The sequence below is a fragment of the Niallia sp. FSL R7-0271 genome, from assembly GCF_038005785.1.
GTDB lineage: Bacteria > Bacillota > Bacilli > Bacillales > Cytobacillaceae > Niallia.
On sequence record NZ_JBBOTZ010000005.1, the window covers coordinates 41,216 to 57,585 of the forward strand.

At 34.4% G+C, this 16,370-nt stretch carries 22 protein-coding genes; 20 read left to right on the forward strand and 2 right to left on the reverse strand.

Features of this window, described 5'->3' with window-relative positions:
- Positions 1 to 9: 9 nt before the first annotated feature.
- Positions 10 to 648 carry a hypothetical protein gene (locus MKX82_RS30030; protein WP_285308688.1) on the reverse strand — a complete coding sequence of 213 codons (639 nt, stop codon included), beginning with the start codon at positions 646 to 648 and terminating at the stop codon, positions 10 to 12.
- Positions 649 to 919: 271 nt separating this feature from the next.
- Here MKX82_RS30030 and MKX82_RS30035 point away from each other — a divergent pair, with 271 nt between their 5' ends.
- From MKX82_RS30035 to MKX82_RS30125, 19 genes are all read left to right on the forward strand, one after another.
- Positions 920 to 1,753: a hypothetical protein gene (locus MKX82_RS30035; protein WP_285308689.1), complete on the forward strand. Its 834-nt coding sequence runs from the start codon at positions 920 to 922 to the stop codon at positions 1,751 to 1,753.
- Positions 1,754 to 1,949: 196 nt separating this feature from the next.
- Positions 1,950 to 2,165 (forward strand): hypothetical protein, encoded by a 216-nt coding sequence (locus MKX82_RS30040; RefSeq protein ID WP_251647344.1) that lies wholly within the window; start codon positions 1,950 to 1,952, stop codon positions 2,163 to 2,165.
- Between the two features lie 27 nt (positions 2,166 to 2,192).
- The gene (locus MKX82_RS30045; RefSeq protein ID WP_251647342.1) at positions 2,193 to 3,362 is read left to right on the forward strand and encodes a ParM/StbA family protein; all 1,170 of its coding nucleotides are present in this window, start codon (positions 2,193 to 2,195) and stop codon (positions 3,360 to 3,362) included.
- The gene (locus MKX82_RS30050) at positions 3,362 to 3,847 is read left to right on the forward strand and encodes a hypothetical protein (RefSeq protein ID WP_285308690.1); all 486 of its coding nucleotides are present in this window, start codon (positions 3,362 to 3,364) and stop codon (positions 3,845 to 3,847) included. The genes MKX82_RS30045 and MKX82_RS30050 overlap by 1 nt, the downstream gene beginning before the upstream one ends.
- 745 nt (positions 3,848 to 4,592) lie before the next feature.
- On the forward strand, positions 4,593 to 4,880 hold the full coding sequence (locus MKX82_RS30055) for a hypothetical protein (RefSeq protein WP_341082301.1): 288 nt from the start codon (positions 4,593 to 4,595) through the stop codon (positions 4,878 to 4,880).
- 590 nt (positions 4,881 to 5,470) lie between these two features.
- The gene (locus MKX82_RS30060) at positions 5,471 to 5,851 is read left to right on the forward strand and encodes a hypothetical protein (protein WP_251647336.1); all 381 of its coding nucleotides are present in this window, start codon (positions 5,471 to 5,473) and stop codon (positions 5,849 to 5,851) included.
- Positions 5,852 to 5,916: 65 nt separating this feature from the next.
- Positions 5,917 to 6,102 (forward strand): hypothetical protein, encoded by a 186-nt coding sequence (locus MKX82_RS30065; protein WP_251647334.1) that lies wholly within the window; start codon positions 5,917 to 5,919, stop codon positions 6,100 to 6,102.
- On the forward strand, positions 6,102 to 6,317 hold the full coding sequence (locus MKX82_RS30070; RefSeq protein WP_285308692.1) for a hypothetical protein: 216 nt from the start codon (positions 6,102 to 6,104) through the stop codon (positions 6,315 to 6,317). Before MKX82_RS30065 ends, MKX82_RS30070 begins: the two co-directional genes overlap by 1 nt.
- On the forward strand, positions 6,314 to 6,688 hold the full coding sequence (locus MKX82_RS30075; protein WP_251647330.1) for a hypothetical protein: 375 nt from the start codon (positions 6,314 to 6,316) through the stop codon (positions 6,686 to 6,688). Before MKX82_RS30070 ends, MKX82_RS30075 begins: the two co-directional genes overlap by 4 nt.
- Positions 6,685 to 6,876 (forward strand): hypothetical protein, encoded by a 192-nt coding sequence (locus MKX82_RS30080; RefSeq protein ID WP_251647328.1) that lies wholly within the window; start codon positions 6,685 to 6,687, stop codon positions 6,874 to 6,876. Before MKX82_RS30075 ends, MKX82_RS30080 begins: the two co-directional genes overlap by 4 nt.
- Positions 6,866 to 7,351 (forward strand): hypothetical protein, encoded by a 486-nt coding sequence (locus MKX82_RS30085; RefSeq protein WP_251647326.1) that lies wholly within the window; start codon positions 6,866 to 6,868, stop codon positions 7,349 to 7,351. The genes MKX82_RS30080 and MKX82_RS30085 overlap by 11 nt, the downstream gene beginning before the upstream one ends.
- A gap of 550 nt (positions 7,352 to 7,901) precedes the next feature.
- Complete coding sequence (locus tag MKX82_RS30090) at positions 7,902 to 8,174, forward strand: hypothetical protein (RefSeq protein WP_251647324.1); 273 nt, start codon at positions 7,902 to 7,904, stop codon at positions 8,172 to 8,174.
- A 202-nt stretch (positions 8,175 to 8,376) separates the two neighbouring features.
- Positions 8,377 to 8,610, forward strand: a complete 234-nt coding sequence (locus tag MKX82_RS30095) for a hypothetical protein (protein ID WP_251647322.1) — start codon at positions 8,377 to 8,379, stop codon at positions 8,608 to 8,610.
- A 139-nt stretch (positions 8,611 to 8,749) separates the two neighbouring features.
- Positions 8,750 to 9,031 carry a hypothetical protein gene (locus MKX82_RS30100; RefSeq protein WP_341082305.1) on the forward strand — a complete coding sequence of 94 codons (282 nt, stop codon included), beginning with the start codon at positions 8,750 to 8,752 and terminating at the stop codon, positions 9,029 to 9,031.
- 584 nt (positions 9,032 to 9,615) lie between these two features.
- Complete coding sequence (locus tag MKX82_RS30105) at positions 9,616 to 10,062, forward strand: JAB domain-containing protein (RefSeq protein WP_251647422.1); 447 nt, start codon at positions 9,616 to 9,618, stop codon at positions 10,060 to 10,062.
- A gap of 239 nt (positions 10,063 to 10,301) precedes the next feature.
- Positions 10,302 to 10,781 (forward strand): hypothetical protein, encoded by a 480-nt coding sequence (locus MKX82_RS30110; RefSeq protein WP_251647319.1) that lies wholly within the window; start codon positions 10,302 to 10,304, stop codon positions 10,779 to 10,781.
- Positions 10,782 to 11,585: 804 nt separating this feature from the next.
- Positions 11,586 to 11,849: a hypothetical protein gene (locus MKX82_RS30115; protein WP_341082306.1), complete on the forward strand. Its 264-nt coding sequence runs from the start codon at positions 11,586 to 11,588 to the stop codon at positions 11,847 to 11,849.
- A 19-nt stretch (positions 11,850 to 11,868) separates the two neighbouring features.
- Positions 11,869 to 12,699: an ArdC family protein gene (locus MKX82_RS30120; RefSeq protein ID WP_341082307.1), complete on the forward strand. Its 831-nt coding sequence runs from the start codon at positions 11,869 to 11,871 to the stop codon at positions 12,697 to 12,699.
- A gap of 422 nt (positions 12,700 to 13,121) precedes the next feature.
- Entirely contained in the window at positions 13,122 to 13,301 is a 180-nt protein-coding gene (locus tag MKX82_RS30125) for an aspartyl-phosphate phosphatase Spo0E family protein (protein ID WP_251647314.1), read from the forward strand.
- Between the two features lie 67 nt (positions 13,302 to 13,368).
- On the opposite strand, the gene MKX82_RS30130 is transcribed toward MKX82_RS30125, so the two are convergent.
- The gene (locus MKX82_RS30130) at positions 13,369 to 14,013 is read right to left on the reverse strand and encodes a hypothetical protein (protein WP_341082308.1); all 645 of its coding nucleotides are present in this window, start codon (positions 14,011 to 14,013) and stop codon (positions 13,369 to 13,371) included.
- 698 nt (positions 14,014 to 14,711) lie between these two features.
- Between MKX82_RS30130 and MKX82_RS30135 the strand changes: the two genes are divergently transcribed.
- Positions 14,712 to 15,194: a macro domain-containing protein gene (locus MKX82_RS30135; protein WP_341082309.1), complete on the forward strand. Its 483-nt coding sequence runs from the start codon at positions 14,712 to 14,714 to the stop codon at positions 15,192 to 15,194.
- Positions 15,195 to 16,370 lie beyond the last annotated feature (1,176 nt).

Genomic DNA, 16,370 nt, shown 5'->3' on the forward strand with positions numbered 1-16,370 from the left:
CTTTAACTTTTAGTTCTCTTTAGCAAAACGTAAAATCTCAGCAGCAGCTTTTATCCGAATAACTGGATCTTCAGCAAGCAACTCTTTTTCTAAGACATTTAAAGCACTACTGACTAACTTATTTAAATTAACGTCAAGTTCTTCCACCGGTTCAAACCATTTATCTAAACCAGATTTTTCAAAAGGATATTTAAATTGAGTAATGGTTCCCCTATTTCTAAGTAATTCTTGGAGTTCTAGATTCAATTCAGATTTATTGAGAACTTTAAGTAATTTAGCTTTTCTTTGATGACACATTCCGAAACTATCATGGTCATAATCTTTTTCGTACGAATATTCCCCAACTTCAAAAATATAAACATTACCGATTTTGTTGGTTATTAGGACTATATCATCTTTTTTCATTGTATTTACAAATGTATTTACTGCACTTAAATATGTCCCTAACTGTTGCCCTTTATAATTATAACGCTTCTCTAAACGTTCGCGAATTTCATCCTTGCTTACGTTCGTTAAATCCCCAATGCCTGGCCAACCAATAGCGACAAATGCATTCTCGCCGCCATCAATTCCCATAAAATCATTAATTCTTTCAGTGCCGTGAGGTTTAGACTTCATCTGAAAAATGTTTACATTAATAGTATTCATTAAAATTCCTCCTTAACCCTCACGATGCCGTTAGGGTTGTTTATGGTTTAATACTAATGGGATATTACCTATCTGTCAACCGTAAAATATTTAAAGGCTTCCCTCAGGGTTGATTAGGGTTATGGGTGGAATAAATACTTTTTCATATAAATGTAGATAAAAAACCATTTTGGGGCTATTAAGTTTTAAAAATGATTAATAGAAAATTAAATTAGCCGATTCAATAATATAAGGAGAAGAAAAATACATATAACTAATAAAGGAGTAATTTATGTTCCAGAACGAACTAGATGAACTAATAGGTGAATTAAAGAAATATGACCCAGAATTAAAAGAAAGTATAATCAAGCCCATTTTAAGAGAAAGAGACCAAAAATTCTATTCATATAATATAGAACCTTGGGTTAATTATCTTAAAGATACTTTTAGTGAAGAACCCGTACTTATAGAAGAAGTTAACTTTCTTTATAATAGATACCGTTTATTAGAAGAAGACTTTAAGGAATTTAGGGTTAATGAAATCTACAAAGATGTTATTGCAGGGAAAATAGGAAGAGATAAAGAGATATATGGAAGGCAAATGATCCCATATCCAGGTGTGAGTATAATTGTTAATTGGCAAATAAATAAGGCATTAGAATTAATAAAAGAGAAAAATTTAAAAGTGGAGAACTTTCAATTAACGAAAATGAATATCTTTTATGCAGAACTAAATTGGGCGCATTTAGCAAAAGCTAAAAAGAATAAGTCACCAGGTATATTGTTAGATTATGAACCTTATGCGGGAACCGAATATCAATATGTTTTAATAGACGGAAATCATAGATTATTTTCTATCCTTCAACGTAAAAACAAACACCATGACTTTCTAAGGCTTAACAGGGGGATTGCTAACCAGATTAAAACGGAGGGCCCCGTTTACATACTAGAATCTGAGGAATCTTTAGCAAGTATGCAGCATCCTATTTTTCATTATTTCTATTTATTGCAAGTACTTCTTACACAAGTTAAAACCTATGATGAACAATCTCTAAAATGGGCTAATGTTGTTGAAGATTCAAATTCAAGATATAATCAACTAAAAACTTTTGTAGTACAGGCATAAGAATACCGAAAAATTAAGAGAACATTATCATTAAAATAAGTAATGATAGTTGTTCTCTTTTTTGTTGAAATCCTTTCGTATCAATGGTTTAATTAATATTGTATTAAATTGTAGTACTTTTTCATATTTCTGTTGCATTCTCTTGAGTATACATGTATACTTTAACTATAAAGTAGTTCAGGAGGATGATTTAAATTTGTTCAATGCAGTCATTGATTCATATTTTCAATGGATTAACAAATTATTAATTAAGCTTTTTAGAGTTGAAGTTCCTGAGAAAAAAGAAGACCGAACAACAAATCATTACATAACTTTAGGATTCTTTCATTTAAGTTCTACAATACTTGGTATGCTAATTCCTGGTATGGCAGTAATTGCATTAATGACAATGTTTTATTCAATAGCAAACTAACTTATAAGATTAATAGGAGGTTTTTTTATGACAACAATTAAAGCTGGAATAGACGCAGGAAATAACGGTACGAAATTTAATATAGAAGGACAAGAACCTTTCATGATCCCTGCAGTATATTCAGAGTACTTAGGTGATTTAATAAACAAAATGGATTTAGAAGAAGTAGAAGCAGACAAATTAACTAATAACCTTGATGTAACGATTATTTCTGAATCTATTCTTTTAAGCAACACTAGATTTATAGTTGGACAAAAAGTATTAGATGATAAATTAGAAGCAATTGAGATGGAAAAGAAGTCTAATAAAGCAACTGATGATGTGCCATTAATTACAGCTTTAGCTGGTCTTGCGACTGATGCAATTCGTAGAAATCCAGGTCAAGATGATATTAAACAATCTTATGATGTAGGTGCTGCTTTACCAATCGGATCAATCAACAAAGAGTCTGCAGCAAAATATGAACAGCGTTTTATTGGAACTCATATAGTTAAATTCCATCATCCAAATGGAACAGTTATTACAGTTACAATTACAATCGAATTTTGTAAATGTCTTCCAGAAGGTGCGGCAGCTGCATGGGGCGTTGTATATGATGAAAAAGGTAAGCCAATCAAACGTAAAATTGAGATAGAAGTTGCGAAAGACCAAGAGCCTAAGATTGAAACAATTACTTATGATGACAAATCACTTCTACATTTTGATATCGGCGCCGGTACAACTGAAATTGTTGTTACTAAAGGGGTTTCATTTAATCCAAATCTAAGCGAACCACGTGGTTATGGAACAAAGCAAACGATACTAGAGATTGTTAAACGTTGGAACCTAGTTTATCCTCGTAAAACGATTGATTCTATTGTAGAGTTTAATGAAATTTACTTTGACTCAGAGCATCCTAGACATTCAACACTAAAAGAATTTGCAGTACAATTCATCCGTCAATTAGCTACTAAGTTTTCAAGCGATGTTATCAATAAGATTGATGAAATGAAAGATGACCCGTTTGTTTTCATTTATGGCGGCGGTGCTATTTTAATCAAGTCTGATCTTGAAAAGATATTAAAGCATAAAGACCGTTTGAAGAATGTAGTGTTTATAAATGACCCTATGTATGTAAACTCCAGAGGACTTCTGGTGTATGTTTCTTCTCCACGTTTCCAACAATTGAAGGAACAAAAAGTAGGAGTGTCTAATTAATGAGCAGAAGAAAAAATCAAACTAAAATATATGGTGTGGGCGATAGGCCCACCATATATTTAAAAAAAGATGTTCCAGAGGAACTTTTGGAGCTTATTAATGAACAATCTGATTTAACTTTATTTTTTATGCATTCAATGGAGTTATTTTATAAAGAGTATGGAGTAACTGATTGTGAAGAAATCCTTCCAAGAAAATATAGATTCTTACAAGATTTAAAGAAAATCCCTAAAAGTAATCGAGTGAACCAGCCGGAACAAGCACAAGAAGAAGTGGCAATAACTAGGGAAGAATTACCGATGGAGAATGTACAAAAGGATGAAGATTCTGTTAATGAAATCCTAAGTGTTGAAGTCGATGAATCTATATTTGCAAATGATGATGAAATAAAAAACGATGAAAAACAAGAAGATACAAAAGATAACGAAAAAATAGAATTTAATGCATGGGCTCATTTGGATCTTGAGGATGACCCTTACGCTTAAAAAATCCTTTTTCTATATAGAAAAAGGATTTTTTTACTTATTTTGTAAAAAAGTTAATCATCAAATCGATGAAGTCCCCACATACGGAAATTCCCTTGATAAATAAAGGTTTACTAGACAATTTAAAGAAAAACACCCCATTTTCCAACACATTTTTTCTGTTTTTTTCTTTTATACTCAGCTTAATTACATGGCGCTCTACCTTCTCTAAATAAAAAAATTACTGAATTAAGGAGAAAATTATGTCCACCCTTACTTATTTTAGTTAAGCAGTTATCGAATATGGTTTTTAGGAGAAAATCAGCAATAATTTTTAGTGATTGATTTTGTACTAGTCTTTTCTCCTTATATTCTTTTGCCTATAGAATGTCCATTTTTTTAAATTGAAGCGTTATATCTATTAGAAGGGATTACGCCTATATAGAATTTTTTTATTAATTTCTTAATTTTTTTAATTTTAACCTACTAATTTCACTTATATAAGTGAGGGGATTTTTTTAACTGTCTAATCTAACTTAGGTAGGAATGAACTTTAAAGGTGTTGAAGGGAGTGAACTTTTTGGAAAATAAAAAAAGGTATTTAAAAATCTTATAACAATATTAGTTTGTAAGTGTCCCATGTAATAAGAAAGATGCGCTAAAAAATCAGAAAAGCTGTTTACTTTAGCAGCCTTTCTTTCACTTTTATTGGTAGAGAGATATTTAATCAAACTACTAAAATACTTAACATATGGAGGAACAGAAAATGAACAAGTTAAATTTAAATGCACTAGAGAATCTTATAAGGGAAATTAAAAAGAAGGCGGAAGATCCTTTGCTTGCTAGTTTATATAAAGACGGCATACTGGATGAACTACTTTCAGATAGTATTTATATCCATAGTACATTAGAAGAAAATCCACACTACTTACTACATCCGTTGGCTAAAAGAGATTTACAAGAACACTTTAACCACATGAAAGCTATTGTTGAAAACGATCCCTTTAATCCCTTCTTTCACTTAATAGGTGGGATTGAAGAAATACTAAAGTGATCCTATTTGGGCGGCAGCACTGACTCCTGATAAGCAGCTGTTCCCCTATCGGTCCACAGCAGCTAACCAGGAGTAGGTGTCGCTACGGCACTAAAAAGCTCGCTAACCACGGACTGTACGGCTATCGCCTACATTCCGTAGGTTCCAGATCTTTTTGCCTTTCAGGCCGCACCGCACGAGCCGAAGACCGTTAAAAACCCAAAACCTTAAACCCGAAGGATAGCAGGCTACCGCCTGCTTTTTATTATGGCATTTTTCCCCTTTTGCCTTCCGTATGGTATTGATTCGCACGGCCACTAAGGCTGCAGCAGGCAGGACACCCGAACCTTTCCTGCTGCAGCCAAAGTGGCCGAGGGAACAGGTCAAGGGGCCAAAAACTTTTTCGCTTTAAGAGCAAAACCGGAAGCGAAAAACTTTTCGTCTTTAACCCTTGACCCATTCCCTATGCGATCAATTCATACTCCATGTCAAAACGGGAAAAATAATTCCCTTTTGGGAACTGCCTTCCATCCGGAAGACAAAAGAAAAATGTACCTTCCATCCGGAAGGTAAAAGAAAAAAGAAAAAAGGAAAAAAACGGAGGAAATAAAATGAGCGTTATTCTAATACATCCAAACACTTTTGAAAGAGCAGGTAAATTTTTTAAGGCTTGGAAAGGAGAATCAGATGAAAGGATAGCTGAAAGGCTATCTAAATGGGAATCTTATAATCGTGAAAACTATGAACGTAGATACTCTGAAAAAGTAGAATTACCTCTGGCAGAATACAATTCACTGGAACTTTCTTTTCAGCCATTAATAAGTCCAGAACAGATGTTAAACACTCTAAATTATATTAAATATCAATGTTGTGATTACTCATTTCAAATAGATAGAGATAAAACACTAAAAGAAATAGAAAAATATATAGAACAGGTAGAATCAGAATTTCAAATTAACCAGGCTTTACTAGAACATTGCTCATGGGGATAAATCTTATCCCCGATTAGTTAAAAATACATATAAATACAATCAGCTTAATTAGGAGGAAATAGTTTATGTGGTATCGAGTAATTTTTGATTATGGAGATGTAGAAACGATGATAATGGTTGAAACAACCAAAGTAGATGCAATGGAAATCGCAGAAGTGGCAATTGATGGATTGACTAAAAGGGGACTAATATTACCGCCGGAAGAAAATATTACTTGCGTAGCAGCAGCGCCAGAATGGGGAGAAGACTAATGAACAAACAACATAAAGAAATGCTTAGGAAGTTACAAAGTATTATAGATGAGTTGTCATTACTGAGTGAACAGGATGAGGAATTTAATAATCTTATGTGGGAGCTGAATGCAAAGCAAAACCTAAACTTTTTTGGGCGTTCCCTAGATGAATACAACATACATGATTTCATTGAAGAACATGAAAATCAAAACAAAGAAGGTAAATTAACATGACAGTCCAATATTTTCAGTCCAAAGGGTTTGAACTAGTTCCAGCATCTGAACCCAATAAACTAATCGCATACGTACCATATGAAAAATATCCATCAGCTAAGCAGCATTTATGCTTACAGGATAAAACACACTCGCTTCGCTTCAATCATGACTATTCGATAGCTATATTTTGTTTTGAAGGAAGCCTAGACACACCAGAATGGGAGTTACATTGTGATTCCTTAAGATATGAAGAATACATGTATCTGCTCGATTATGATGAGCTATGGTTAGATAATGAAACTACACAGCCGACTCAAATAGCACTATCAGACCTACCAGATTTAGTTCGCAGTTCCCTAGAAAAAGCCCTAAAGGAGTGCCATAAATGAAAGACTTATATTCCATTACAGACCTACATACCGACGTAACAACCTATAATCACACAGAGTCAGAAGTTATTGAAAAGGCAAGTAATATCCATAATGGAGATGTTTTTAACCTTCTAGATGCTATGGAAGCTCTAGCCATATCTGAATACTGGGTAGTTCAAATGGAGGTAAATGGACATGTTGACTGAAAAATTTTTAAAGGAATTGCAGGAGGTAGTTGATTACAACTACCTGCAGCTAAATAAAGTGGATGGAGACCAAAGTAATGCTAATTTAATTACGCTGTTTGATGAAGAAGAATGTGTTTCCGTATTCGACCCGTTTATGGACACGACGTTACGGATGCAAGTAGACCCATTAAGTTACGGTATAGAAAACCTTGAACAGATGGTAAGTGAATACAAATCAGTAGGAGAGATAATTAAAAATAGTACAACCAAAGAAGTTAATCCTGAATTTCTAAATAGCAAACAAGACTATCCTGACTATCCTGATTTTTTAAATAAAACAGATTGCGATGGTTGCTCTAGAGAACCTAAATACGGTGTTCTATTAGAAAAACCTAGGTCAATGATTCATCATAATACCGTCCTTGTTTCTCACCATAAAAAGCCTATGTACGTCTGTATAGATTGTCTGAAAGATGAAGTTGAATATCTTTAAATCAAAGAGACCGGAAAAGGTCTCTTTTTAAAATGTTTTTTTTAATATTGTGTGGATCTGCAAACAGATCCTAACTCTTTTAAAAAGGAAAAAACGAAAAAAGGCTAAAAGGCAGCCATTTTTCGTTTTTTTTATTTAACTTTCCCGCCCCCCACCCCAAAAAGCAACTATTGGGCCCCCTGTTCATCCTCACTATAGCTCAGTCGTCATTCCAGGCAAGGGAGCGAAAAATTTTTTATTTCTGATTAAATCCCCTCATGACATGGTATGACCTGGTGCGTCTTTCCAAGGTGTGATAAAAAGCATATCACACCTTTCCTATCCTCCCATCCCAACCATGTCAAGGTTTTGTTCGTTCTATGACCTGGTGCGTCCTTCCAGTCCTCCCATCCCAAGAACGAAAGCAAAACACGGTAAAGGGCGGAAATAAAAATTTTTTCGCTTATTCCCTTGCCTTCCAATCCTCCTTCACTGCCGTTGCAGATGAACAGGGGGCAAAGAACAAAAGCTTTCAAACCCTCAACCCTAAAAATCTGGGAGGAAGATGTATATGAAAATACAGAGCATTACTTATGAATTGGTGAACGGGACGTATGAAGGGAAAGCCTATGATATAGATAGATATTTCATAGTAGGTAGAAGACCTATGTCTACTCATGAGCTCACCGTTTATGTGAATCATTTAGATAAATCCATATCAGGTGATTGTATCCGTTACGGCTCATGGGGAGATATAGAGATTGATGAAGTATTGGAAATGTTAAGAGTAGTAGAAGAAGCCGGAGAGTTAAAAAGACCTTATGACGGTTACAAGGGAGAATAATATGGGGAATTTTTGGGAATGGTGTCCAAATTGTACAGAAGAAGCAGAGTTACCTTTAACCTTCGATAAACATGAATGCCCAAACTGTAAATACTATTTATTACCATGTTCACTATGTTCGGAAGATAATTGCTCAACTTGCCCATTTACAAGATGAGCATATGTGAACTAATAGAATAATTTATTACAAGGAGTATCGAAAGTGAAGAAATATCAAACTTACCTTAATGACCTTATCACTAAAAGTACTAACGCAGAATATTTCGCATGGTTTGTGAAAATGGATTTAGAAATAAATCCTATTGAAGTACAAGTGAAATATAATTTTACCAGCTTAGAAAGAGAACAATTGGAATCTACTCCTTCACAAGAGCTAAAGAAATACTTCAATGAGAATAAAATGAAGGAGAATGACTGGATATATGCGAACAACTAAACTGGATAAACAATATTATTCTCATTTCTGCAAGATTTGCAGAACTTACTTGAATGAGCTAAAGGGATATAAATGTACAGAGTGTTATTCAGATGATATCGAAGTAGTTTACTATACACTACAGGACGAAACTAACAAAATGGTTTGGACTTATATACCTGCTAGTGAACTAATTGATTTAGCTAGTTATATCTACCATAATGACCCTAATTTTAATTTTCATGAATTACCACTGTCTAAAGCTATAGAAGCTTTAGAAACAAATGAATACGATGTAACTTTACAGGAATGGATATATACAATGACGGAACAAGAATTAGAAATGGAAGGTTGTAAGTGCGGAAACAGAGGACTTTATCAGCTTGATATTAATGAGTTTGAATGTGGTGAATGTAAAAAAGTTTATAGAATAGTTAATTAGATTTTTTATAGACAATGGAAAAGACAAGGAGCACTTGTCTTTTTATTTTTTAAAAGCATAAAGGCGTGGAAGAAACGAAAACCGGCTAAAAGGCAGCCGGTTTTGTTTCTTTTTATTAACTTCCCGCCTCCCACCCCTAAAACCGGAAATTTGGGGATAGTGGGGCCCTCTGTTCATCCTCACTATAGCTCAGTCGTCATTCCAGGCAAGGGAGCGAAAAATTTTTTATTTCTGATTAAATCCCCTCATGTCATGGTATGACCTGGTGCGTCTCTCCAAGGTGTGATAAAAAAGCATATCACACCTTTCCGATCCTCCCATCCCAACCATGTCAAGGTTTTGTTCGTTCTATGACCTGGTGCGTCCTTCCAGTCCTCCCATCCCAAGAACGAAAGCAAAACACGGTAAAGGGCGGAAATAAAAATTTTTTCGCTTATTCCCTTGCCTTCCAATTCTCCTTCGCTGCCGTTACAGATGAACAGAGGGCAACAAATAAGACCTAAATCTCAAAATACAAAACCCAAAATCAAAACCCTCTGAAACCCAAAAACAAGGAGAGAAAAAACATGTCCAATCACACAGAAATAGAAAAAATTTATGAGGTAGTTAGAATCAAACAAATTACAATTGAGAATGACCGAGGACTAAACCTATATTCTATTAAGAGTCCACAAGATGGAGCAAAAATCGCAACTATGTTTATTGGTGATGAAGATAGAGAAGTGCTATTCGTAATCTGTTTGAATCAGAAAAATAGAGTAAATGCGGTACATCGTTGTCATATAGGTTCTTTAGACGCAAGCATAATCCATCCAAGAGAAGTCATGAAAACAGCCATACTGAATAATTCAGCTAGTATTATCATTGCACACAATCATCCGTCAGGTATGGTTGAGCCTTCAAGAGAAGATATAGAAGTCACTAAAAGAATGGTACAAGCAGGAGATATTTTAGGTATCCCGTTATTAGACCACTTAATTGTTAATGATGAGGGCAAGTATTATAGCTTAAAAGAACATGGTTATATCTAAAAAAGAGCATGAGGGGAATGATTAGCATTCTCCTTATCCTTTTAAAAAGTGTGTTGCCCTAAAAAGGAAGAAAAGGGATACCCCTTTTCTTTTATGGAAAATCGAAATATTTCCAGCGAATCCTCGCTTCCAATATTTCGATAAAAACCAAATCAATGTGTTGACAATGTCAACACATTGATATATCCTTAAATTAAGAACTTGTTGACAATGTCAACTTGAATTAAGGAGTATCATTTATGACAGTAAATAAAAAGGCGACTGAACTTATTTTGAATTACTTTCCCATGTTATCTGACATGATGAATGATGACGACCAAACTACGACTAAAAAAGACTTGAGTGAAACAGAATCCGTATTTCACCAAATGGCATTGTTTTTCCAAAATCCTAAGGAGAATACTTTTGATATTGGCTTGGTTTATAGTCATTTACAAGGTGATTGGGTGAGCTTTGCTTTTGAATGTCTTGAAACATTCTTTAAGGATGATACCTTTTTATTACCCAAAGACTATTCAATGACTATTAATGACCAAGACCCATTACTTAATCAGTCAAGTTTTGCTAAGAGATTAAATGAATCAGGTTTGAAATTTGATAGAAAAAAGCTCAGCGTGTATTACGAACGTGGTAAATTACCTAAGAATGATGCTTTGATTGAGGGGAAACCCTACTGGCTTACTTCTACAGTGAGAGAGTATATTAGCAAGAAGGAATAACCTAACTATTGTGGACATGTTTATATATATATTTTTTTGAAGGGTGTTTTTGACCCTTCTTTTTTTTATAAAAAAAGGTGTACCAGATTATATGGTACACCTGCGCTTATGTTTAGTTGAGGAGGTTTCACAAGCGAGTTGAATAGAGACGATTATTTGCCCTTAATACAGGTTATTAAATCTTGTCCAAATGGAAACGGCTAATAACTAGTATTCTTTAAAAACCTAAAAGCTTTTCAAGACTTAAACCCCTATTTGGGCGGCAGCACTGACTCCTGGTAAGCAGCTGTTCCCCTATCGGTCCACAGCGGCCAACCAGGAGTAGGTGTCGCTACGGCACTAAAAAGCTCGCTAACCACGGACTGTACGGCTGCCGCCTACATTCCGTAGGTTCCAGATCTTTTTGCCTTCCAGGCCGTACCGCACGAGCCGAAGACCGTTAAAAACCCAAAACCTTAAAACCAAAGGATAGCAGGCTGCCGCCTGCTTTTTTTATTTATTTTCTCCCTTTTGCCTTCCGTATGGTATTGATTCGCACGGCCACTAAGGCTGCAGCAGGCAGGACACCCGAACCTTTCCTGCTGCAGCCAAAGTGGCCGAGGGAACAGGTCAAGGGGCCAAAAACTTTTTCGCTTTAAGAACAAAACCGGAAGCGAAAAACTTTTCGTCTTTAACCCTTGACCTGTTCCCTATGCGATCAATTCATACTCCATGTCAAAAGGGCAAAAATAATTCCCTTTGGGGAACCCTTCCCTCCGGAAGGCAAAAAGAAAATTCAAAAACAAAATCAAAGGAGCAAGTCAAATGATTCTTAAAAACTTAGAAGAACAAATAATAAAAACCATTGAAGATTACATCTTCAAAATGGAACGTTTTGATTTTGAAGGTTTTGAGTTTATGAGTTATGAAACGGGAGTTTTTAAGTTTTTAAGTTATGAAAAAGAATTAGAAATGAAAACCTTAATTAAATTTAATCCTTATAACGGTGATGTTTTAGCTGTATTTGAAGATGACAGAGAAACAAGTTGGCACATAGGGACATTAAAGGAATTACATATACATAACTAAAATAAGGGAGTCGGATAAGATGACTAAAATAGATATTTATGAATTGGTAACTAATAGAATTATTGAAAAACTAGAAGAAGGTGTTATTCCATGGCGTAAGCCTTGGTCTAATGCTAACGCTGTAAATTGGTTAACACAAAAGCCATATAGAGGAATTAATACTATGTTATTAGATTCAGGTGAGTACGCCACTTTTAAACAGATTAATGATGCTGGTGGAAGGATTAAAAAGGGAGAACCTGGTCATATAGTGGTCTTTTGGAAATGGCTAGAAAAAGAAAACGAGGAAGGAAAAACAGAGAAGATTCCATTTCTAAGATACTATAAAGTCTGGGAAATCAATACACAAGTGGAAAGATTAAAGAGCAAAAAAGGACAACAGACATTTGAACATAACCCAATTGAAAGGGCTGAGGGAGTTATCGCAGGCTATATCAATTCCCCAGATTATACTTTCCGTTCAGGACAAGCAGTTTATTATCCACTATTAGATAAAATAAATTGCCCGCCTATGAAAGATTTTGAAATAGCCGAAGAATTTTACTGTACAATGTTTCACGAAATGGTACATAGTACAGGACATAAAAGCAGGCTCGCACGACCTGGAGTAACAGCGCAAGGGGTAGCATTTGGGAGTGAGACTTATTCAAAGGAGGAACTAGTTGCAGAGTTAGGAGCTTCCATGTTATGTGGTGTAGCTGGAATTGATAATCATACTATCGAGAATAGCGCTAGTTATATCAATTCATGGTTAAGGGAATTAAAAAATGACCATAAGCTCATTGTACAAGCTGGTGCACAAGCACAAAAAGCAGCCGATTATATTTTAGGAGTAAAGTTTGAACAGTGAACAGTAACGGGGAAGAAATCCTTCCCCTACTCTTTCAATATAAGAACGTAAAGTAAAATAAAAAAAATAAAAAAATGGAGTGATTTAAATGTTTTTTAAAACGTATCAAGAAATTAGAAGAACAAAACCAAGAATTAAAAAAAGAATTAGAAATCCAAGCTGAGTTAGCACTTGAAAATCACATGGAGTTAAAATACAAAGAATGGCAAGAAGAACGGCGGGATGCTCAATAAGCATCCCTTGTAAACAAATGAATATACGAGACATGGAACAGTTGAGCACAGCATGATTTATCACAATTTATCAAGAAACTTACTAGTTAATAACTAGTAAGTTTCTTGATATCAATAGAGTATACATGTATACTTTATTGATATGTTAGTCGTCTTTGGTTATTACTTTGTCTAAAGGTGGTCATTACATTGCTAAGTTTACTCATTGAAAATAAACGTAAAGAAATGATAGAAACTGGACTAAGCAAAGGTTTCAACGACAATGAAACCTTAAGGTTAAGCCGTGAGTTAGATTCATTAATTAATAAAAAAATGTTAGAACAAATAGAAAAAAAGCATAAAGGCGTGGAAGAAACGAAAACCGGCTAAAAGGCAGCCGGTTTTCGTTTCTTTTTTTTAACTTCCCGCCCCCCACCCCTAAAAAACCTTTCATTCTTTACTTGAACATTTTCTTATACCAAGGCATAGATTCTCTATCTTCTTTATCTTCTCTGAGCTTTCTCAAACCTTCTAATAGTTGCTTATCTCTATCCTCGATTTTCTTCCGTTCTTGCTCTCTTTCTGTTTTATCTTTTTGCATAATCTCTTGTAATTTTTCTATGTCTTCCCCTTTCTTCTGGCGATCAGTTTCAATTGTTGTTTGTATTTTCTCTAACGCAGCAGCATGCTCTTTGCTCATAGTTTGAATTAGGTTAGTTAATTCTTCATTCTTTGCTTGGGATTCTTGATACATTTGAATCATAAAATCTCGTTGGTTTGAAACTTCGGTAAGAATATTCTCATACCCTTTAACAATAGATGTAACTACATTGTTATTGGATGAGTCTTCTTCTTCAATTGTTATTTCCTTCACCGAATTAGTTAAGTACTGTTCGATTATCTCATTTGGTTCATTACGGTCTTTTAGCTCCATAATTAAACGAAATATGTCAATTGCTTCTTCTTTGAATCGCTTAGTACGTCCAGACCCTACTACCGGTAAATAGATTTTGAATGTCTGATACCAATTGTTTAAAGTAGTGCGTGGCCGTTTTAACATGTCTGCTATATCTTGAAGTGAATATGTTTTATCAATATGCATAACTGTTTCCCCTTTCTTTTAGTCATTCTTTGTCGTCGTCAATCATCGTCAAGTTGTAGTTAAATGAATAAAGGTTATTTCAAGACGTTGTCTGTATTCGTCAGGTTGTCGTTTGTTGTTAACTAGTCGCATTTGATTGTCTTGTATTGGCGTCTAGTCGTCGTCGGTTAGTCGTTGGAATTAAGGAGTCGTAAGTAGTTTTCCTAAAGGGAAACTACTAAGTTATGTAGTCGTCTAACTTGGATTTCTAGTCATCATTAAATAATACTAGATTCTATTAAAAAAATCCTTTTTTTTAATAAATTTTATTATGGTTTACTACACCTTAGTACAATGTACTACAAAGTAGTACTTTGTACTAAGGTGTAGTATTCGTGCAGAAAACAACTTGTTTTATTAATAGTATACATGTATACTTATAATGTGATAGCTAAAAGGAAGTGTTTTATTAAAGTGTTAAGAATATATCAAGCTAGAATTTAAACCTTTGACCATAAAGGAGGGTGAAGAAAGATGATAGACAGTAGAGAAGGTGATTTAAGAATAGGTCTATTTTGGGGAACAATCCTAAGTTTACCCCTTTGGATTTCCTTTTTTGGTTGGGTTAAACTTCTTGTTAATTTATAAGGGTTGTTCGTTTTTGGGTAGAAGTGACATTGTTTAGTTTTTTTATAGAGTTTATTAAGGGGAAAATTCATATGATAACTTTTATAGATGGAAATATCGCCAATGTTAAAGCAGATGTAATCGTAAATGCTTCTAATGGTATCGGCTATATGGGAGGTTTAATAGGTAGATTTATTAAATTAAAAGGTGTTGCTGAATCAATCCACTATGTAGATCCTTCCATTGAGAAAGAAGCGAAAAGAATTTGTAGAAAGAATCTAATTAAGCAAGGGGATGTTTTTGTTACTAATTCCGGACAATTACCATGCAACTATATCTTTCATGCTGTTACTATGTTTTTACCTGGTACTTGGTCTTCAATTAAATCTATAGAAACCTGTATCCTTAATATCATTAAGCTTGGAGAAGAATATAAAGTCGAAACAATTGCCATTCCTTATTTAGGTTGTGGAACGGGTAGTTTAAAAAAAGAACAATTGAATAATTTATATGAATTTTATTTTAAAAAGCACGATAGCATAACATTTATGATTATTAATTGGAGTAGAAAATAGTTGGTTATAGAAATTAGTTTGTTTACACTTGCTACATTAGGGTTAATTATTTGCTTGATAAGTATTTATAGTTTAATAAATCGGTATTTTTCTTATGAAAAAATTACAGTTCAGGTTATTTTGTTTTGTATGGGTTTATTCTTTCTTTTTGGGAGCATAATTATATATGAATTTATTTAAAAACGTTATAACGTTGGTGTTTCTTAGACTAATTTAACTGGTTAGTCTTTTTCTTTTTTTGGTTTTTTTGAATATTAATATTCAAGTTTCTTTTAGTTATAAACTTCATTTAGACCCCTATTTGGGCGGCAGCACTGACTCCTGGTAAGCAGCTGTTCCTCTATCGATCCACAGCAGCCAACCAGGAGTAGGTGTCGCTACGGCACTAAAAAGCTCGCTAACCACGGACTGTACGGCTATCGCCTACATTCCGTAGGTTCCAGATCTTTTTGCCTTTCAGGCCGCACCGCACGAGCCGAAGACCAAAACCTTAAACCCTAATTCAAAAGACTAAAACCCGAAGACTTTAGCTGTCATTGAATTTTTCAGCTTGGGTTTTAGTAGTAATTATATTTATCAGTTAATATGTACTAACATGTACTACAAATTAGTATTATTTTTCTGAGTTTTTTAAAGTGAAATTGAGATTTTTATTTATGTAATTGTACTAATATGTACTACGAATTAATCTGTCATCTTATTATCAGTTGACGTCTTATGATGACTTTTAGATGTTAATTGTCGTTATTAAGCGACTTGCTATTAATAAAGCATTTTTCGGAATAAATCAATCAATAGGGGACACTATAAGTACTGAAATAACCATTCCATTTCTATCATCTTTAGCTCATTCACATTGACCAAATTTGGGTGGGCTACTCCCAAAAAATATAGCTCATAATGCAAGTTTAGGGCAGGAAGTATATTCCGAATTTTAATTCTACTCCCCAAAATGCGTTGCTTCAATCCGGCTATTTAGCTTGCTAAACGCAGCTAAAATAGCACAGCTTTCAGCAAACATTTTTGCGTGATCTTCCTTTCAGTCAGGCCACTTAAAAATGTGCGGAACTTACCCCCACGGACAAAAGCTTCGCTTTTTGTGGGGGCGCTCCCTTGATCACATTCCTAGCCTTTGGCGGAATGAATCAAGGAGTGCAGGATAAAGAGTTGCATCCG